Consider the following 19,949-nt stretch of genomic DNA (forward strand, 5'->3'; position numbering starts at 1 on the left):
ATTCGATTAATTTATATCATTGTTATTAATATTTTCAAGAAAAACTTTTGAAGTTGGATATGCAAAATTAATTTGATGTTTCTTAAATTCATCAAAAATTTTGTATAAAATTTCCTGTTGTTTATCGAGGAACACTTTTAAATTGTCGTCTTCCACCCAAAAGATAGCTTGAAAATCGAGCGAAAAAGCCCCGAAAGCTCTGAAATGAACCCGGTCGAAACGCACTTTCTCGATACCATCTATCACACTTTGGATAATTTGCGGTATTTCCCGGAGTTTTTCGAGTGGTGTTTCGTAAACAACACCAAAATTGATTTCAGCGCGGCGTTCCTTCATTTTAGTATAGTTGCGAATTCGTGCAGCAGTTATATCAGAATTAGCAAACACGTGAAGCTCGCCGGTTAAGCTCCGCAATCTTGTGGAGCGAATGCCAATGTATTCAACCGTTCCCCAGTTGCCATCTATAAGGATAGAATCGCCTATCTCGAAAGGTTTGTCTATCAAAATCGAAACGTAGCTGAACAAGTCACCCAAAATTTTCTGTCCGGCAAGAGCAATAGCCAGACCGCCTATCCCAAGTCCTGCGACAAGTGCAGAAATGTTGAACCCCAGATTGCTCAGAATAAACACAATTCCCAACGCCCACAGTGCAATATTAATTGCAGGGATAATCGCCCGCAACACACTTGCTTTGCTCGGTGCAGCAGATTTTTCTATCTTTTGCTCTATCAGAAAATCAACCAGCGCCACAACAAATCTTGTTACGTAGAAGACTACAATCAGCATTGCAACTACATCAAGCCCTTTCGAAACATAATTGCTAAGTTTCAGCGTCTTGAACGCAAAATAAAACACCCCGAAATATTCTATCGGTATCAGTAATTTCTTGATTTTTCCTAAAATAAAATCGAAAACTTTGGATTGAGCCTTTTTTGCAAATTTGTGAAGCAATACAAGAATTGTTGCCCGAAATAGCTTTATCAATAAAACAAAAAACAGGAAAATCACTAAAAAGTCTAAATATTCTACTACCCGGTTGCCAAGAAATATATTTTGAAGAAAATCAGATTTCAGAATATTCTCATTTAATATATATTGTAGCATAATATTCACCACAAGGATTGTTCGACAAGTCTATAAAAACTTATAATTCAAATATAATGAATTTTTATTTAATAATCTTATGTTGTTGTCATAAATACAATAAAATAAAGTAAATATGTGGAAAACTTTTTTTGATTTTCCGGGAATTTTATAATATTTTTACTAAAAATGGGGGGGGAATTCAAACCATCTGTTTTTGCTCGGCACACAAATTGACTATCCCAGAATTACATTGTAATGTAACGTTCTTTTGTTGATTTTTGAACATTTTTGGAGATTATTGCCCAAATAATTTCAAGGGGTAATTATGAACAGTTACAAACGCCAAAATATTGAACACTTAAAATTGCAAGTCGAGCAACTTAAAAAGCAATTGCAAAAGTTAATAGACCAATGGTATTACTATCAAACAAGCGTCTATCAGGAAATAATGTTTGAATACGATAATATTTTTGGGGATATAGAAGAAGAACTCGAAAACAAAATCCGCACTTCCCAGGAATTAGAAAAACGGGTGGAGTTCCTGCGGATGAAGTTGCGTCAGGGAGAAAATCTGCGCAAAAACACCATAAAATTAATCGATATTATGTCTAACCGTCAGGTTGAACGCCAACACCTGCGGCACCACACAAATGGTTCGACGCAAAAATTACATCCCAAAAATGAACTGCACCAATTAAAGCAAGTCAGTTGCGAAGTAAATGAAAATTATGAGATTTCTAATCTCTACCGTTCGCTTGTGAAAAAACTACATCCCGATGTCGCCGGCGAAAGCGAAGAGCGTCGCAAATATTGGGAAAGTGTCCAAATCGCATACAAGCAAAAAGATGCAGAACGTTTGCAAGTAATTCAGCTTCTTTTGGACGACAATATCTATAATCAATCAAAAAATGAAGAAGCACAACTGAAAACTCTTATTTTAGACCTCGAAAACAATATCAAAAAGCAAGAATTAAAACTAAAAAATTTAATTTATCAGGAACCTTTCGTATTCAAAGACAAATTGAAGGATAGGTTCTGGATAAAGAAAAGAAAAGAACAATTAGAAAACCGGCTTATTCAAATCAACGACAGGCTACGCTACCAACACCATCTACTTTCTAATCTTACAGAAAGTTTAAAAAATTCGCAGGAAAAATCCCGAGCTGTGTAGCTCTCTTGTTGCGTTGATATATTTTGGCAAATACAAAAAGGCGGGAACTCTCGCCTTTTTTATTTTAAAAGCACTAATTGCTTTATTTTCAAGGAAATACAGGCAGGATAGCTTCTGGGAAAGATTAGAATAATTATTGTAAATGCAAAAAAATCACTAATTTGCATAAAATTGTTTGTAAAAAATTTCTTCTCGACGAAATGAAAGAAATGTCGCCATTGAAGTTTCTGATGATATTATTGGCTTCGACCTGTGCAATTTTTCTTGCAATAGGAATATACGTATTGTGGGTTACATCAAGCAATATGCCATCGCTGGAACAGTTAGAAAATCCAAAGCAAAATGTAGCAACAAGAATATATACAGCCGATAACGAACTGCTCGATATGTATTACATAGAAAGGCGTGTTCCGCTCACTTACAACGATATTCCGAAAGATTTTGTGAACGCACTTATTTCTACCGAAGACAGAAAATTCTGGCGGCACTGGGGCATTCACGTCGGAAGAGTGTTCAACTCGATTGTGAAGAATATTTTCTCTTCGCGCCGCGAGGGTGCTTCCACAATCACAATGCAGTTAGCAAGGAATCTATATCTGAACTTCGACCAAACAATGGAACGTAAGATTCGCGAAGCAGTTACAGCAATACAAATCGAAAAAACCTACACAAAAGAAGAAATTCTTGAATTATATACTAATACGGTAAATTTCGGACGCGGTGCTTATGGGCTTGCAGTTGCCGCAAAAGTTTATTTCGACAAAGAACCCAAAGAGCTCACCACCGCAGAGTGTGCCTATCTTGTCGGATGTCTGAAAAAACCTGAATTCTACAATCGCAAAGAAAATTATGACGATGCAGTTGAACGCCGCAATCTCGTCCTCAAATTAATGTATGACGAAGGTTATCTGAACACTTCTCAATACCTGCGAGCAATCGAAGAACCTCTTGAATTTGCAACTTCAAAGTCGAGCCCAACAATACTTGGTGGAAGCTCCCGACTGGGAATTGCACCTCACTTTGTTGAGATGTTGCGTCAGGAACTCACAAACCACCCACGTTTGAAGGAATATGATTTATATCGCGACGGACTGACTATCTACACAACTATTGATTCGCGAATTCAAAAACTGCTCAATCAGGCTCTCGAAGAGTTTATGCCCGAAATTCAGACTACATTCAATCAAAATTGGAGTTGGAAAGGACGCAACGATATTTTGCAGAAATTGCTCAAACGTGCAATCAATATGCGAACAGACTACCGGGCCGCCAAAGAAAATCAGAAAAACGCCATAATGACACGACTGCTAAACGACCAACGCTTTATTGATTCAGTGAAAAACGCCGTTACAACTGTTCAGGTGGGAGTTGTGATAATGAACCCAACAACAGGGGCAGTGCTTGCAATGGCTGGGGCTTCGCCAAAATTTATGCGAGAAAATCCCGACGCAAAATACTCACTCAACCACGCTTATCAGATTCGTCGGCAACCCGGCTCTGCATTCAAGCCATTTGTTTACGCTTCTTCACTGATAAAAGGGCTTACGCCCGACAGCCGTATTGCCTGTGGTCCATATAGCTACACTCTGTCTTCAGGGGAATTATGGTCGCCACGCGGCTCTGGATGCAACGAAGGAGAAACTACGGTTACTTTGACTACCGGACTTGCCCGTTCGATTAATACAGTTGCTGCGCGACTTATTACTCAGGTTACTTCGCCCCGGGATGTAATCGACCTTGCGAACAGAATGGGAATTCAGTCGCCACTTGCGGCTGTGCCGGCTTTGTCGCTTGGTGGTGGCGGAGAAGTAAGCCCGTACGAAATGACTTCAGCTTTCTGCACTTTCGCAAACAATGGTTGGCACGTATCGCCTTATTTTTTCGAAAGCATAGAAACAAACACCGGCGAAGTGCTTCTCTCTACCAAAAACAACAGAAATATTACTGATGTGTTCGACAAAGAAATTGCTCAGCAAATGACTTATATGATGATGCAGGTTATCAATGCCGGAACTGCTTCGCGTGTGCGTCAGTATCTGAAAGATGTCGATGCCGCCGGCAAAACAGGTACAACAAATAACAGCACTGATGCGTGGTTCATTGGATACACTCCTCAGCTTGTTTGCGGAATTTGGATGGGCTTCGACTATAACGAAATAAACTTCGATTGTCTGGGCGCGGTTGGCTATGGTGGGCGAACTGCTGCACCGCTTTGGGGAAAAATTATGAGCTTGATTTATAGCGACCCGCAAATACCGTACAAGCAGAAAAAATTCATTTTCAACCCAATCGATTCGCTCTCGCAACAAGCCAATTGGAAGCCGTATAATTTAACTAACACTCAAAAAAATGCCGGCGAAGTGAATGTTTTAGACAACAATTCCACTCCGTCAAACGGAAGCGAACCGCATAAATCAAGGGACGATTCGCCTATTCTGGCTCCTCTTCCACGCGACGAGGAATAGCCTTTATTTGCTTTTTCAATGTTTTTAATCTACTTCCAAAAATCTATTTATTTTGGAATTAATGTTTCATTCTGTTATACAATTTTGTCATATAAATTTCTTCTTATACAGAAATCAAATCATTTTGTTTTATTAAATTATTTATTTATTTTGGATTTAGTTTCCTTTATTTGCGGGAGAGTGCCTATGAAAAAATTTATTCTACTTATTGTGATTCCTCTGATTATTTCTGCTTGCTCAGAGGACGACTCCACTCTTGGTGGAAGCACAAATGTTGAATTTGCGGCTGTTGGGTCCAAAACTTACGTATATACTACTATTCCGGGGCTGGGTGAAATAAGTTCCGAACCTGTAATTACAGAAAATCGCAAAGGTAATGTTGTGCTCGAAGGACGCGTTACCACAAACATTGAATTTTTAAGAAAAATCGACACTTTGTTAGGCACTGCTTCGCTACCCCAAGCATTGAAGGAAGCAATTCAACAAAAAGCAATACGACATTTTGATATGAAAATTGACTCTACCGACCTGAACAATATCAAAATCGACTACAAAATCAAGGGGAAAGCTACTTCCGAAGGTATGCAGGACTACATCCATAGCGAAGGCGACGAAAGCAAACCATTTCTGCTTGTAAAATACGATGCAAAAGTTGGCAACAAATACACTTTTCAGGACAAAGACGGAAATAAATATGTCCGCGAAGTTACATATCGCTCCACAACAGACGACTTCCAAATTGCTTTCTGGCTATTAAAAGTTATCAAAGTTGAAGAAACAGTAACCGAGGGTCCTTTGAAAGACTTGCTCGGCAAAGTAATTTACTACACTAATCACAAATTTGGTCTTGTCGGAGTTGAATGGGAAAGCCCGGATAAAAGCCGAAAATTAAAGCTTACAATATTCCCATCAAATTTGGAATAACTAACCGGGGGCAGAAGAAAGCCCCCATTTTTTTATTCATTTTCGCTCTGTGCACCCGAAATATCATCTGGAATAAAAATAAACTTAGTATCTTTATTCTCGATAGAATTAACTTTATATATCAAATCAATCACTTTTTGCAGATAGTGCTGGACAAACTGCAAGTCCGACATAATAACTTCCCGCCTGATAGAGTAATGCGTTCTCGAAGCAGCATAAGAACCGCTATCGAGTTCAGTAGTCAGGGTTTGCGAAAGCAACGCCTTGGATATTTCAGCATTGCAGGTGCGCACAAGCTGGTAATAGAGTTCAACAGAACTTGTTCGCGACGGTTCGGTAAGCTTAATTTCGATGCCTTCGGGAGCAACTATCACAGAATTTTCCGCCATATTTACCAAGCTATCGGCAAGAGTTTCGATTTCCTGGTTTGTTGCATATCTTTGATATTGCCCGATTAGCAGTGGCATACCATATCGCTCCATAAAATTCATCCAGAATCGAAATGCTCCGTTTTTGAAAGTGCAGGACCAATAGCATTTGCTAAGAAGTGCTGTGCCATATGGATTTTGCAAAGTTGCTTCGTATTGAGGGCAAATAATTTTTTCTTCCGGGAATTCAATATTAGAGTTCTGAATGCTACTCTTCATAATCAATTCCCCGTTAGCTGAAAATCCAAAATAATCTTGTGGCAGCGGCAAAAACCTATCCGGAACAATCGAAAACCCGCTTGCATTATCCAATTTCCAAATTATCTCTATTGGCTGAAAACCGAATAGAATCGCATTGAAAATACTACTAATGAGCGAACTCAAATCAATCGTCTCAAATATTTTTTTAATTTCACGACCGTAATTATCGTTTGTAACAATTTCCCATCTGCAATTGGTAACTCCACTCTTGCGCGACTGCACGCAACTCCACACGTGTGGGTCGTTCAACAGGTCGCGCAAAGTTTCGTAGCTTCGCCCCGAGTAGCTCAACACTTTATCTGGATTTGGCAACAGCCCGATGTATTTCATAAACGAATATTGTCGGACACGGCTCACAAGTTCTTGCGTTAAAACATTTTTCTGCATAATTCACCTATTTTATTTTAGCGATGATTAATCCCACGGCAACGCCCGAAATCGCATAAAGCAACTTGTCTTGAAGTCGGCAGTCGTTTTCCGGCTGCTTGATATTCAATATTGTCCGTTCGTAGCGAAAAGTATCGGGCATTGCCGCAAAACGAAGAAACAAGTTGTTTTCCGGATAACTATAACTAATTTTCAGTGTATCTTTGCTTATCAAAGTATCCAAAACAAAAGAAAAACTATCCAAAGAAGTGTCTGAATACTGAACGCGAGGATTTGCCCTGATTTTCACTTCCTTCGGTGGCAACGCTAAAAAAACCGTATCGCGATATATTTCTTTTTCCACAACCAACTCATTTTTATTATTTTTTTCGAAACCAATAATGAAGTAAAACAACGCAAATCCTACTAACACACCTAAAACAGTTGCATACAAACTAATTTTCATTGCCTCTGACCACCCGAATAATTAACCGGAAAAGCAAATTCTGAGCATTTTCTGATTGCGTAACGGAAAGCGACAGAATATCTCTTTGAGCAAGTTCGATTGGAACGGCTAAACTCGTAGAAAGATATTCCGTATTCGCTTCAATTGATGAAAGTTGCCCGATTTCATCACTGTTTTGATAAACAGTAACTGTTGCAAGTCCCGCCTGAAGAGCAACTTCATAGCCAATAAGCTCTGCTTTTTGCCCGTTGGGCAGATATATTTGATGTGGGAAGAAATATTCGCCGGCAGAAATTTCTCCGTATTTCGAAAAATCGACCACAAGCACTAATTCCGAAAGCGATGAATTTTGCACCATATCAATTAAATCTGTTTGCAGGAGAATATTTCCCGCTATTGTTCCCCACATAGTTTGTTGCGATACTGATGGAAATTGAAAAAAAGGCATAATTCACCTGTTACTGAATTTCTATAAAAACTCTGATTTTTCCGCTCGTTGTTCCATTTGAACTATACCAGAATTTCACGTATGAAACCGAAACACAGAATAACAATACGCTTGCGTCCTGAATATTTGTATTACACGAAATTGGCAGAATTGCTCCCAAAGTCTTCGTTTTTCTATCGGGCGATGTATAGATTTCTAATTGCCCTCTCAGGTTGCCTTCTACATTTTCCCAAACCACATTGAGCGACCTCGTTTTCAGGTGTGGCTTGCGACCTGAATAATCAACTGCGAACCAATCAGTTTCAAAGTTTTGCGATAAATCCGGATTTTCGTATAATTTCACAAGCATTTCCACCACCTCACACTATGCTGAAACCAATTAGTCCACGCACTTTCATTCGGGCAAGCGGATGAAAAACATTGCGTTTTTGGAAAAAAACACCTTCGCACTTTTTGCCGGCAACAGTGGAACCCGAATTAAAAGCAATTGTCCGGACAAAGCCAGACTTCATCACCTCGACCACACATTCAATATGACCACGGAATGAATTTAGCCGCTTCCATACAATTAAATCATACACACTGGGATAATAGCCAGTGCGTTTGCCTTGCCGTTTTGCAAAAGCAAACATTTCATTAGCAACAGCAGTGGCAGGAAGCGGGTGAAAAGCCCTGGGCATACCTAATTTGCACCTTGCCTGTTCGAAGCACCACCAGATAGCAGCTGCACAGTAAGGATAATTGCCCCGAAGCCCAAGCGATTGAGTATATTTGTTCACCTCGCCGTCGTTTTTGCCAGTTGCCTCGCAAATGTCAACCTGACTATGCATAATTGCAATTGCCTCGCTTAGCAAAACTCCATTGCAAGGAATTTCGTAGCGTTGGGCAGCAGCAGCCCCAAGTGGCAAAAGCAACAGCAAAACTCCATACAAACACAACCTTTTCATTTCTCCTCCTATATTTGAGTGAAATATACCCCAAGCACTACCAGCCCGATGCATACGTGAACACCAAGAAATATATTTCCTAAGGCGTTCCACATCTGATAACGCATTGTTTCGCTTCGCGACAGAATAAACGCAGCAATGGATGTAATCCCGATTGCCAACGCCTCGAATACCACAACTGCAATTACTGTTTCTTTTATAGCAGACCGGGACATAAAGAATAATCCCAGAGCAAAAGGAATAAACCACACTGAATTGCGGAGCACCCAATTTGCTCCTTTTGTCAGTATATTTTTTTCTGAAAATTTCATTTCTCTACTCCCTGAAATTTCTGAATTCATCTAAATATGCATCATCGAAATATCGCTTGCCCGAATGAAAGATAATTCTGGAAGGTTTTTCTGTTAGTTCAATTTTAATATTTCCCGTTTTGATTTGTTCAAGAAGGCGAACAGCCTCATTCTTTTCGTTTGCAACTTCAATCGGAACAATCATTTCGCGGTTTTTCCGCAAGTATAAATTATAAATAGCTAATTTTTTCGTTAATTCGCGGAAAAGTATCGGTATTTGGGAACCCTCGGGCGTATATCGCACAGAAATATATGCTTTCACTTCTTCGGTGGCTGATGAAATTGCATCATCAACCACCGACTGAACTATTTCGCTGCCATCGCCCGAGAGCTCGGCAAGTTTGCCCGTGCCAAGCTCCGAAATCAGGTCATTAATTGTTATCCACTGCATAACACATTCCGGAAAATTAATAATCAAGGAACAAGCATCACTTTGATAATCCCGCCATTTTCTGTTGATTCGAGAGCGCGGGCATTAACGGCAGCCCCAGATGTTGCAACCACAGCTCTGCCCTGAGAGTCGCTTGCAAGGTTGTCCCCCACCGATATAGCCCCGACTGCTTCCACCGGAACAGTTCCAATTGTTACTACGCTTGCAGATTTGTTTGCAGGGAATTTGCGTTCCGTTACTCCGAGAGATTTGCTTCCGGCAGTGCAATGCGAACCACCAAAACCAACAAAGCGAAATGCCAGCAAATTATCACTCGACTTTATTGTAATTTTCTGAACTGGCTGATAAAGAACGCTGTTTTTCATATTGCCTCCTGTTTATAATTGATTGAGTATTAAACATCCGGCTTGCGGTGAAGTCATCTTCAGGCAGTAGTTATCAGTTGCCCGGATCACTTTGATTTTCCCTCCGTTTTCGTAGTAGGTGTCTATCTCGGGCATATTGCGTCTGCGAAGAGTGTAGCCGAAGCTCGGGTTGAACTCGTTGCGGACATCGGGCGAGCTATCATCAACAAATGCAAGAATTATCGAATTGCCCCATACATTTTCAAAACTTACTCCGTCGGGAGAATATACCGTTGTTGCAATTCTTACTTTCGGAATATCAAAGTAATCGGAAATGATTTTAGTATTTAGTGAAGTTATTCCGGCATACTTAAATTTGTCTTCCAATGAAACATCATTACATATCAGCTGATAAACCGGGTAGCTCAGTATCATTGTATTGGGTCGCACTCCAATACTGGCGCGCACACGCTCGATTGCTTCCCTGATTATCTGCGAGGAACCGATGGATAAGTTGTTCTGGCTTGTAGCATCAATGATGATTTTGTTATCATCCGGATAATTATCCGGGTTGGTTGCAATTTTTGCGGCTTCAAGCTCGCAATTTAGTTCCAAAACATCAATTAATTGGCGAACAGTGTATTGCTCGTATTTGTAGAAATCATTTATTTGCTCTTCTTCCAGATAATCAACAGCCATCTCGACATCTCTTTCGGTTGTTTCAAATTCCAGCAAATCAAATTCAGTCTGAGGCAAACGGTTGGAGTTGCTTCCTATGGCGCGTGAAGTTGAGCGTTCCACAAAAGCGGACTTCCCGAAAACGGGGATTCGCCCTTTCTGCTTGCTAACTTCAACAACCGGGAATAGTTCTTTACCGACATATTTGCGGTTTACATACCCCTGTGCAAGCGTAGTCAGCACGGGGTCAAGTGTTCTTAGTTCATAGGTTTGACTATGCATTTTCTCCTCCTTGTAAAATATTTAATGCTTTCAGATAGGTAACCGAAGGATCATTCAAGGTCATTTCTAATGCTTTGCGATGAATTTCAAGGCGATTTTCATCTACTTTTTTTCCTTCGAACTGATGTTCAATATTTCCGGCATTAGCGATAGATAGTTGCGAAAAATAAGCGGACGGCTTAATACATTCGAGAATAGCAATGAACTCTTTGGCAAGATTAAACGAACCTGGTTCGTTGGTTTTGTGTGTAGCAGTTTCAGATTGGACGAGCAACTCCACAAGCTTTTCTTTTATGGCGTCGTTTTTTAGAAGTAGTTGATTGCGTTCGAGAAAATTCTCGACAAATTCGCGGTATTCGAGCTTGCGTAATTTTTCCTGAAGCTGAGCTATTTGTTCGTTAAGCTGTTTGTTCTGTTCTGCAAGAGACTGGATTTCGTTTTCGTCGTCTGTTTTGTTTAGAAATTCGTAAGCAAAAGTGTAGTAATCGTTTTCGCCATCGTCGAAGGAAACCGGAGCGAGCCCATCCACTGCCGGGGAAGCTGCACCCAGCAAACCAATGTGCCGCAGCAGCAGTTCCGGAGTAAGTGCAATAGAAACACGCCGATATTTCCCCTGACGAACCTCCTCAATAATTTCGCCCGATACTTCTTTGAGCTTTGCTAAAAGTTTATTTCCGCGCCGGGCAAGACGCTCTACCCATCCATAGGCTGGGGCATCGTCTTTCGGATGACCCTTCACCAGCGGAGCTTCGTATCCGTGCTGAGTTGCTGCATTGTAGGTGCGTTCTATTGCTTCCAATGTAACGCTATCAGCAAAGAACGGTCGCCCCTTGCTATCGTTGAAATTCCCTGTCCGAAATACCTCAATCCACATTTTAACCTCAGATAGTGTTGAACCTTGTTGCAAATCTATCGAGGCATAGCGAACAGGTTAAAAAACTGAATAATAATTTTGTTAAAATTGAGTTTATAGTATTATTTAGTATTATGGAATTACTGTGGAACTGTATGCAAAAATATTCAATACTAATAAATCATTATTTTCGTTAAAATACGAAAATTAATTCAAGTTTTCTTATGCATTACCGAAAAATATTATTGTCGGATTAGCCGTTGATTGGGAGAGAATAATCGAAAGCAAATGATATTATTGTTTAATAATAAATATGGAGTTTTTCAATGAAAATTGGTGTCAAAATTGCACTTAGTTTTGTCGGTGCATTTATTTTCGTCTTAGTAATCGGATATTTTGGTGTTACTTCCTTATCCAAAATAAACGAGAACACACAACAAATCGTAAATTATTATTACCCCAAAACCATTTGGGCAAACGAGATAGTTGATCAGTTAAATATTAATGCAAGAGCCCTGCGTGATGCTATTATTCATAAAGATGATGAGAAAAAGCTAAATGCTGATATTGAGCGTGCAAAAGCTGTCTCTCCAATAATCTCTAAAGCTATAGATTCATTGCAAGATTTGAAATCAACAGAAAAGGGTGCTCTGCTTGTCAATAAATTAAATGATACAAGGGCGCAATATAGAACTGCCAGAGAAAAGCTTTTCGAATTATTTGAAAATAAGCGTTTTGATGAAGCTTTTGCACTAATGACTGGTGATTTAGAAAAATATGAAAAACAATATTTTGAAGTTTGTGATGATATGATTAAGTATGCATCAGAAGAATTGAATAACTTCGGAAAAATTGCATCACAACAATATCAATCTACATTGAGATTGTTTATTATAATTTTAGCTGCTGCTGCTATAATTGGACTAATCATGGGATGGTATTTGATCCGTTCTATCACAAAACCGCTCAACCAAGCAGTTACTGCAATTGATAATATTGCTCGTGGCAATGTTGATGTCAATCTGGAAACAAAATCCAAAGACGAAACAGGAATTATGCTTAATGCTCTAAGCACAATGGTTGGCAATTTGAAAAATTTAGTCAAAGAGATGAACACAATGACCGATTCTGCATTAAATGGAAAATTAGACGCCCGAGGAAAAGCAAATCAATTCGAAGGTGAATACAGAAAAATCGTCGAAGGATTCAACTCAACACTCGATGCTGTTATCGGACCTCTCAACGTTGCTGCTGAATATATCGACCGCATCTCCAAAGGTGATATTCCTCCAAGAATAATTGATGAATACAAGGGTGACTTTAACGAAATTAAAAATAATATGAATGTGCTCATTGATGCGACACAAAATATTGCAGATGTATTAGTTCAGGTCTCGAAAGGTAATTTGGATATTGCGATAAAAGAGCGTTCATCGTCGGATATATTAATTCAAAGTGTTAATACAACTATCAATTCAGTTCGTCAGCTGACAATGGATGTGAAGTACTTAGCAGAAAATGCTATGCTTGGCAATTTAAATGTCGAAGTAGATGAAAACAAATACGAAGGCGAATATAAAAATATCATTTCTGGTGTGAACAATACATTATTAAGCGTTGTCAATATCATTAATTCAATGAATGCAAGCGTTATGATCGGTGATAAGAACGGAATAATTAACTTTGTAAATAAATCCAGTTTTGAATTATTCAATAAGCATATTAACAATATAAAATCGCATCTTCCTGATTTCTCAAGCGACAAATTGATTGGCAGCCCAATCGACAAATATCACAAAAATCCAACTCATCAGAAAGCAATGCTTTCAAAAATGGAATCCCCGATTAATAGTTTCATTAGTATGGGCGAAGCTAAGTTCAAACTAAATGTTTCACCAATAAACAATAGAAATGGCGAACGACTTGCATACGTAGTTGAGTGGCTCGATCAAACAGATGAAATAAACTTCAACGAAGGATTGAATAACTTGATTGAAGATATTACCGAAGGACACCTAAAATCAAGAATGGATTCTGAAAAAGTCGCTGGTATATACCAACAAACTGCTTCCGGAATAAACAGAATGCTCAATAATCTGCTCGAACCGATAAACGACGTTACTGATGCACTCAAGCAAATGGCAGAAGGTAACTTATCATTAAAAGTCGAAGGCAACTACAAAGGCGATCACGCTATTTTGGTAAATGCACTCAATACAACTATCGAACAAATGCCTTTCAAAGAAACAATTCAGGTGCTTCAAGGTGTTGCTAATGGCGATCTTACCCACAAAATAGAAGGCAACTACAAAGGCGATGCTTTGAAATTAAAGGAAGCGTTGAACTCCACAATCGACAGTCTGAACGAAATTCTCACTCAGGTCGCTGTAACAGTTGATGAAGTTACTCGTGGCGCTATGCAGGTTTCTGACGCAAGTACTGCACTATCGCAAGGAGCAACCGAACAAGCAGCCTCGCTAGAAGAAATCACAAGCTCAATGGCAGAAATCGGCTCGCAAACTAAGACAAATGCCGAAAACGCCAACCACGCAAATATTCTCACTTTCGAAGCTAAAGAAGCAGCAGAAAAAGGCAACCGCGAAATGCTACAGCTCAACGACGCAATGGAAGAAATTACCGAATCAAGCCGCAACATTTCGAAAATCATCAAAGTTATTGACGAAATCGCCTTCCAGACAAACTTGCTCGCACTCAACGCCGCAGTAGAAGCAGCTCGCGCTGGACGCCACGGCAAAGGTTTCGCAGTTGTTGCCGAAGAAGTTCGCAATCTTGCTGCCCGCTCGGCAACAGCCGCAAAAGAAACTTCCGAACTTATCGAAAACAGTATCAAAGCCGTTGAAAATGGTTCTATGATTGCTGTTCGCACAGGTGAAGCTCTGGAAGAAATTAAGAACAGTTCCGTAAAAGTTGCCGATATTGTTGGCGAAATTGCTACTTCTTCCAACGAACAAGCTCTCGCTATTTCGCAAATAAATGAAGGGCTCTCGCAAATCGACAAAGTTACGCAAACAAACACTGCAAGTGCCGAAGAAAGTGCTTCCGCTGCAGAAGAACTCTCCGGTCAAGCAGCTCAATTGAAGGCTATGATTGCAAGATTCAAATTGAACAACGATAACGTTCAATTTAGCAATTTCGAAAGCTCACATTATGTTTCGGGCCGCCGAAGCCGTTCGCTCCCTCACCACCAAACCGAACAAACCGACTATAGCAGTATAGACTTAGGAAGTGAGGAAGACTACACAAGCAATATTGACCCATCAGATATTATTAAGCTCGACGAAGATGATTTCGGTAGGTATTGAGGCGTAAACAATTTGTATAAATAACCACAAAGGCTGCCCGGGACAAAAGGCAGCCTTTTTTGTGCTTCAATCACTACAAAGTTTCAGTTTTTATTATTATAATTCAACCTATACATATTTTCTTCGGATGAATAAACCAAAAGGCTGCCCACGCAAGAGCAGCCTTTTTCTATTATTTCAAATTCTAATTTATCTGTAAATTTTATATACTTTTAATAGCTCATTTTGTTTAATTTGACTTTTCCTCTGAATATCCAGTAAATCGTAAATGTATATGCAACAACAAATGGCATACCGATTAGTGCAATTAAAAGCATTATACTTAATGTTTTTTGTGATGAAGCCGCATTGTAAATCGTAAGTGAATTTGCAGGGTCTGCCGCCGGAACAATATTCGGGAAAATACCAATCGCAAATAGTGTTAGCAATGCCAAAATTGAAGCACACGACGACAAAAATGCCCGAAATTCCCTACCGTGATGAATTTCACGTGGAATATTTGCAATGGCAAGCATATTCAAAAGCGGAACAATAAACAATATCGGATATTCTTTTATGTTTCCTATCATCTGTGGGAAGAACGTCAAAGTTACCATTGTTGTCGAAACATAACAAATCACAAAGAAAATAATAGTATTATTCACCCAACCGCGAACTTTCGCCTGCAGTTCACCTTCGGTTTTCATAACAAGATATATAGCTCCGTGCATCATAAATAATGCTACTGTTGTTATGCCAACAAGAATAGGATACGGAGTAAGCAAGCTAAACAAAGTGGTTCGCATTTCGAAATCAGGTTGCACAGGCAAGCCCACAATAACATTACCCATAGCGACACCCATAAGCAAGGCAATCAAGATGCTCGAAACAGAAAATGCAATGTCCCAGTTGCGTCGCCAGGTTTTCGATTCGTGCTTGCTGCGGAATTCAATTGCAACTGCACGGAAAATCAGCACAAACAGCAGTATCATAAAGGCAACGTAAAATCCGGAAAATACAGTTGCGTAAGCGTGTGGAAATGCTGCAAATAATGCACCACCACCTGTTACCAACCAAACTTCGTTTCCGTCCCAAATTGGTCCGATTGAATTCAGCAAAATACGCCTATCGGTATCGTCTTTGACAAGTAAATATAATGCACCAACCCCAAGATCGAAGCCATCTAATATTGCATAACCGGTGAATAATATTGCAATCAGAACGAACCAGACAAAATTTAAATCTAAGAACTCAAACATATATATTCCTCCTAATTTTTTTCAAAGATATATTTTTGTTGTGAGTAAACATCGTCGCCTTCTTCATAAGCATCGGGTCCGTGTTTGATTTTTCTATCCAGCAGGAACAAAAAGAGCAGAAACAAAAGTAAATATATTGCTGTAAACAAAATTAAGGAGAATAATACTTCGCTTGAGTTCACTGTTTTAGACAGTGCATCTTTTGTGCGCATAATTCCATAAACTATCCACGGCTGACGCCCGACTTCTGCTGCAATCCAGCCGATTTGATTAGCCAGTTGCGGTAGCAGAACGCTCCAAACCAAAACGTGATGATACCACCGCACATTTTCTAATTTGCCACGCCACCAGAAAAACACCCCAAGATACGCAATCAATATCAAAAGCATACCTATTGAAATCATTATATGATATGCCTGAAATACAATTTGAACCGGTGGTCTGTCTTCTTTTGCAAATTCGTTAAGTCCCGTAACAGGTGTTTTGCTGTCTCCATAAATAAGCCAGGAAAGCATACCGGGAACTTTAAATCCATAAACTTTATTATTTTCTTGATCAACCCACCCAAAAAGATATAAGTCCGCCGGACCTGTTTCATAATGTCCTTCGAATGCAGCCATTTTAGCAGGTTGAGTTTTAGCAACTTGCACACCGCTTGCGTGCCCGGTGAATAACTGAAGCATAGTAGCAAAAGCGGCCACTACAAGAGCAATTTTAATTGATTGCTTTGCAAAGAAATTATGACGGTTTTTAATCAAATAATAGGCACTAACACTTAACACAAGAAAAGCACCTGTTATCCACGCTGCCGAAATAGTATGCGACAGCCTTTCAAGTGTTGATGGGTTGAATACAACTTGCCAGAAATTTGTTACTTCGGCTCGTGCCATAGCACCTTCACCTACGATATGAAATCCGGCAGGAGTTTGCATCCACGAGTTCGCAACCAATATCCATACAGCACTAAGATGAGCCCCAAATGCAACCATAATAGTAGCAATAAAATGCGTTCTTGGTTTCACTTTGTCCCAGCCAAAAACAAGAACGGCAAGGAAGCCCGATTCAAGGAAAAATGCGAAAATTCCTTCTGCTGCCAATGCACTGCCAAATACATCCCCTACAAATCGCGAATATGCCGCCCAGTTTGTCCCGAACTGAAACTCCATCACTATGCCAGAAGCCACTCCCAAAGCAAAAATCAGTGCAAATACTTTTACCCAAAACTTAGTCATGTTGTGGTACCGAATATCTTTGGTTTTCATATACATACCCTCCATAATCACAAGCAACAAGCCAAGCCCGATGCTCATCGGAGGGTAGATATAATGAAAACCGACTGTTAATGCAAACTGGATACGAGAAAGTAGTTCTACATCCATTAATTGACCTCCAAGAATACTCAAAAATATTAACGAAGACAAATTTTTGACGAAATATTCATTAATTTGTTTTGAAAGTTGCATATTTTTTAGACATATTAATTTTTATAAAACGAGTTTCTGACATATATGATATTTTTCTATTCTATCATTGCAGAAATAATGAAACTAAGACACGCGCGCCAATTGCGTCTATAAAATAAAAAAATGGCTGTCTATCGGATAAACAGACAGCCATTATAAGGCGTATATAGCTTTATTAATTATTCGGAGCAGGTGTGTTTGGAATTTGATTTGGAACCGGTGCTTGTTGCATTGGAACTTCTGTGCCTTCGATAACTGGTTTTTCGATGCTTTCTTTTGGTCCAACAAGGAACATATTAATAACTATTACTATTACTGCAATTGCAGCAGCCAATCCGATTGTGATTTTTTGCAATAAATCCATTGCCCGACGACTGCCAAACATCGATGAAAAAGTGCCACTCAATCCACCTAAACCTGTAATCATATCACCTTTACCGGGCTGGATAAGTACTACAGCAATTAGCAAAATTGAAATTAAAAGCAATAGTATTGTCAAAAAAGTGTACATTTTTATACCCTTAATTATTTTAATCTTATTAAGACAACAAATATAAGAAAAAATAACGAGATAGAAAAATCAATTTTCTCTCGCCCGCAATCCGATTGAATCTTTAAGAAAATTCATAAATGATAAATCTTTGCTTTTGCTCTCAGTTTCTGCACTTTTGATTTTCTTTGTCTTGCTTGCAACTTGTTTCAAATCAATATTTGTATAATCAAATTCATCCTTTAATTGTGAAATCAGATTAATACTTTTATCTGTAACTCCCACAAGCAGTGTTTTGCCATCGGCTTCGACCACACACAAGAAGCTTTTCTGCCCGAGAGGAAGTTTAGCCACAATTTTCAAGGGGAATTTATTAGGTTGATTTATGAGTTTTGAGGAGTATTTTTTTATCAGCATAAGCACGATAAACACAACACCCACACTTGCAAGCAATATAGCGAATGATTTAAGAATAGCTCCATCCATAGTTATCTCCTTCCCTGGTTCAATACTAAATTACTTACGCAAACCGCGCAGTCTATCGGTTGGATCGACCAACGTTGTAATACGAATACCGAAGTGCTTATCAATCACGACAACTTCACCTTCGGCAACTTTCTTTCCGTTAATCAAGACGTCCACCGGCTCGCTAACAAGTTTGTCGAACTCAATAACAGAGCCACGTCCAAGCCGCAAAATATCGCGGATAAGCATATTAGTGCGCCCCAACTCAATCGAAACCGGAAGTTGCAAGTCATACAACAGTTCAAGCTTCGGATCGAGCGGTGAATATATTGTATCGGCAGAACCGAGTTTCAGCTCACCAAATTCAGCACTCTCGGCTTCCACTGCCTCTTGCTCTACTTCCGACGATTCCTCCGATTCGAGAGATCCACCGGCAATGAGAGCATCAATTTCTTCCTGCGTCATTGTCATATATTCGATTCCTTAGGTTTATATGAAATATCTTCTTCAACAAGGTCTTCCTCAGTCAATGGACGAGTAATACGGACTGCCCGTTTACCATCGACTGAACCCGGACGCCCTGCAAGTTTGCGTTTTCCACCAATAACAATCTCAATCTCTTCGTTAACTCGTTTTTTTAGCTTTATTACATCGCCCACTTTCAATTCCATCAAATCGCCAACCGTTAGAGATGTCTTTCCTAATTCAGCTACAATAGGCAAATAAGTTGTGGAAATTTGCTGATTAAGGATTTGCATATTTTCTCTCATACGTTTTGGCGACTGCCTGCCCACTGTTGTTGTTACCTGCTGGCGATTAAGCTTTGCAAGCACTTCTTCAAGTGCAAAAGTCGGGAAACACAGGTTCATCAAAAATGTGTGCACACCAACATTTACATCGAACGAAACAACAATTACAATTTCCGATGCGGGAGCTACCTGCACAAAGTCTGCTTCCATCTCTAATCGCTGAAAACGAAAATCTATTTCAGCAATCGACCTCCAGGCATTTCGCAAATCGTACAATGCGTGTTCTATAATACCGCGAACTACTGCCTGCTCAATTGGAGTAATAGTGCGGGCTTTTGGCAGTTGCTCCGCCGAACCTCCAAGCAAACGTTCGACAATTGTCAGTGCAAGCTGAGGGCTTACCTCCAGAATACCGCTTCCGTCTGTTCCAACTATATCAAACACATACAGGCAACTTGGATTCGAAACTGAAAGAATATATTCGCTATAGAAAAGTTGGTCCACTGATGTAACTGTTATAGAAACAACAGTTTGCAGTTTCGATACAAGGTAATATCCGAATACTTCCGCAAAGCTTTCGTGAACCGAACTTAATGTTCGCACTTGATTTTTCGAAATACGGTTCGGACGGCGGAAGTCGTAATTCGTGACATCGCCTTTTGCGTATTTCCCGCTCAGCACATCATCGACAGCCATTCGTCCGCTCGACATCTCACTGAGCAGACTGTCTATTTCGTGTTGTGATAAAACGTCAGCCATAA

The 19,949-nt window shown here is 39.7% G+C and carries 20 protein-coding genes and 1 pseudogene; 4 read left to right on the forward strand and 17 right to left on the reverse strand.

Translation table 11 applies throughout. From position 1 onward, the window contains the following. Window positions 1-6: 6 nt before the first annotated feature. Window positions 7-1,104, reverse strand: coding sequence for a mechanosensitive ion channel family protein (locus ACY2LT_RS06865; RefSeq protein ID WP_491814743.1), 1,098 nt, complete (start codon window positions 1,102-1,104; stop codon window positions 7-9). 307 nt (window positions 1,105-1,411) lie between these two features. Here ACY2LT_RS06865 and ACY2LT_RS06870 point away from each other — a divergent pair, with 307 nt between their 5' ends. The 3 genes from ACY2LT_RS06870 (at window position 1,412) to ACY2LT_RS06880 (ending at window position 5,646) form a co-directional block, all read left to right on the forward strand. Then, the gene (locus ACY2LT_RS06870; protein WP_491814745.1) at window positions 1,412-2,257 is read left to right on the forward strand and encodes a hypothetical protein; all 846 of its coding nucleotides are present in this window, start codon (window positions 1,412-1,414) and stop codon (window positions 2,255-2,257) included. Window positions 2,258-2,487: 230 nt separating this feature from the next. Beyond that, window positions 2,488-4,722 (forward strand): penicillin-binding protein 1A, encoded by a 2,235-nt coding sequence (locus ACY2LT_RS06875; RefSeq protein ID WP_491814746.1) that lies wholly within the window; start codon window positions 2,488-2,490, stop codon window positions 4,720-4,722. 186 nt (window positions 4,723-4,908) lie between these two features. Further along, a complete protein-coding gene (locus ACY2LT_RS06880; protein ID WP_491814748.1) occupies window positions 4,909-5,646 on the forward strand; it encodes a hypothetical protein in 738 nt (245 codons plus the stop codon). A gap of 32 nt (window positions 5,647-5,678) precedes the next feature. Here ACY2LT_RS06880 and ACY2LT_RS06885 read toward each other — a convergent pair whose 3' ends face one another. Genes ACY2LT_RS06885 through ACY2LT_RS06930 form a run of 10 tightly spaced genes read right to left on the reverse strand, consistent with a single transcriptional unit; the run spans window position 5,679 to window position 11,481 of the window. Next, entirely contained in the window at window positions 5,679-6,722 is a 1,044-nt protein-coding gene (locus ACY2LT_RS06885; protein ID WP_491814750.1) for a phage portal protein family protein, read from the reverse strand. A 7-nt stretch (window positions 6,723-6,729) separates the two neighbouring features. After that, window positions 6,730-7,167, reverse strand: a complete 438-nt coding sequence (locus ACY2LT_RS06890) for a hypothetical protein (RefSeq protein ID WP_491814752.1) — start codon at window positions 7,165-7,167, stop codon at window positions 6,730-6,732. Next, window positions 7,157-7,615, reverse strand: coding sequence for a hypothetical protein (locus ACY2LT_RS06895; protein WP_491814753.1), 459 nt, complete (start codon window positions 7,613-7,615; stop codon window positions 7,157-7,159). Before ACY2LT_RS06895 ends, ACY2LT_RS06890 begins: the two co-directional genes overlap by 11 nt. A gap of 10 nt (window positions 7,616-7,625) precedes the next feature. Beyond that, window positions 7,626-7,964 carry a hypothetical protein gene (locus ACY2LT_RS06900; protein WP_491814755.1) on the reverse strand — a complete coding sequence of 113 codons (339 nt, stop codon included), beginning with the start codon at window positions 7,962-7,964 and terminating at the stop codon, window positions 7,626-7,628. A 10-nt stretch (window positions 7,965-7,974) separates the two neighbouring features. Continuing rightward, window positions 7,975-8,562, reverse strand: coding sequence for a CHAP domain-containing protein (locus ACY2LT_RS06905; RefSeq protein ID WP_491814756.1), 588 nt, complete (start codon window positions 8,560-8,562; stop codon window positions 7,975-7,977). A gap of 8 nt (window positions 8,563-8,570) precedes the next feature. Then, entirely contained in the window at window positions 8,571-8,873 is a 303-nt protein-coding gene (locus ACY2LT_RS06910; protein ID WP_491814757.1) for a hypothetical protein, read from the reverse strand. Window positions 8,874-8,877: 4 nt separating this feature from the next. Further along, window positions 8,878-9,303: a phage protein Gp36 family protein gene (locus ACY2LT_RS06915; RefSeq protein WP_491814758.1), complete on the reverse strand. Its 426-nt coding sequence runs from the start codon at window positions 9,301-9,303 to the stop codon at window positions 8,878-8,880. A 23-nt stretch (window positions 9,304-9,326) separates the two neighbouring features. Then, window positions 9,327-9,668, reverse strand: a complete 342-nt coding sequence (locus ACY2LT_RS06920; RefSeq protein ID WP_491814759.1) for a DUF2190 family protein — start codon at window positions 9,666-9,668, stop codon at window positions 9,327-9,329. A gap of 12 nt (window positions 9,669-9,680) precedes the next feature. Next, on the reverse strand, window positions 9,681-10,607 hold the full coding sequence (locus ACY2LT_RS06925; RefSeq protein WP_491814760.1) for a hypothetical protein: 927 nt from the start codon (window positions 10,605-10,607) through the stop codon (window positions 9,681-9,683). Next, entirely contained in the window at window positions 10,600-11,481 is an 882-nt protein-coding gene (locus ACY2LT_RS06930; RefSeq protein ID WP_491814762.1) for a hypothetical protein, read from the reverse strand. Before ACY2LT_RS06930 ends, ACY2LT_RS06925 begins: the two co-directional genes overlap by 8 nt. A gap of 305 nt (window positions 11,482-11,786) precedes the next feature. On the opposite strand from ACY2LT_RS06930, the gene ACY2LT_RS06935 reads away from it, so the two are divergent. After that, a complete protein-coding gene (locus tag ACY2LT_RS06935) occupies window positions 11,787-14,783 on the forward strand; it encodes a methyl-accepting chemotaxis protein (protein ID WP_491814764.1) in 2,997 nt (998 codons plus the stop codon). A 212-nt stretch (window positions 14,784-14,995) separates the two neighbouring features. On the opposite strand, the gene cydB is transcribed toward ACY2LT_RS06935, so the two are convergent. The 6 genes and pseudogenes from cydB to fliM all read right to left on the reverse strand — a co-directional run bounded on the left by cydB (window position 14,996) and on the right by fliM (window position 19,947). Further along, window positions 14,996-16,021: a cytochrome d ubiquinol oxidase subunit II gene (gene cydB / locus ACY2LT_RS06940; protein WP_491814765.1), complete on the reverse strand. Its 1,026-nt coding sequence runs from the start codon at window positions 16,019-16,021 to the stop codon at window positions 14,996-14,998. An 11-nt stretch (window positions 16,022-16,032) separates the two neighbouring features. Then, complete coding sequence (locus ACY2LT_RS06945; protein WP_491814767.1) at window positions 16,033-17,400, reverse strand: cytochrome ubiquinol oxidase subunit I; 1,368 nt, start codon at window positions 17,398-17,400, stop codon at window positions 16,033-16,035. A 259-nt stretch (window positions 17,401-17,659) separates the two neighbouring features. Beyond that, on the reverse strand, window positions 17,660-17,995 hold the full coding sequence (secG, locus tag ACY2LT_RS06950; protein ID WP_491814769.1) for a preprotein translocase subunit SecG: 336 nt from the start codon (window positions 17,993-17,995) through the stop codon (window positions 17,660-17,662). Window positions 17,996-18,064: 69 nt separating this feature from the next. Continuing rightward, window positions 18,065-18,460 (reverse strand): flagellar biosynthetic protein FliO, encoded by a 396-nt coding sequence (gene fliO, locus ACY2LT_RS06955; protein WP_491814771.1) that lies wholly within the window; start codon window positions 18,458-18,460, stop codon window positions 18,065-18,067. A gap of 30 nt (window positions 18,461-18,490) precedes the next feature. After that, window positions 18,491-18,751 (reverse strand): annotated as a pseudogene (gene fliN / locus ACY2LT_RS06960) (flagellar motor switch protein FliN); the annotation flags it as partial. Between the two features lie 155 nt (window positions 18,752-18,906). Then, complete coding sequence (gene fliM / locus ACY2LT_RS06965) at window positions 18,907-19,947, reverse strand: flagellar motor switch protein FliM (RefSeq protein ID WP_491814772.1); 1,041 nt, start codon at window positions 19,945-19,947, stop codon at window positions 18,907-18,909. Between the last annotated feature and the right edge of the window lie 2 nt (window positions 19,948-19,949).

The organism is Eximiradius proteiniborus (assembly GCF_058546985.1).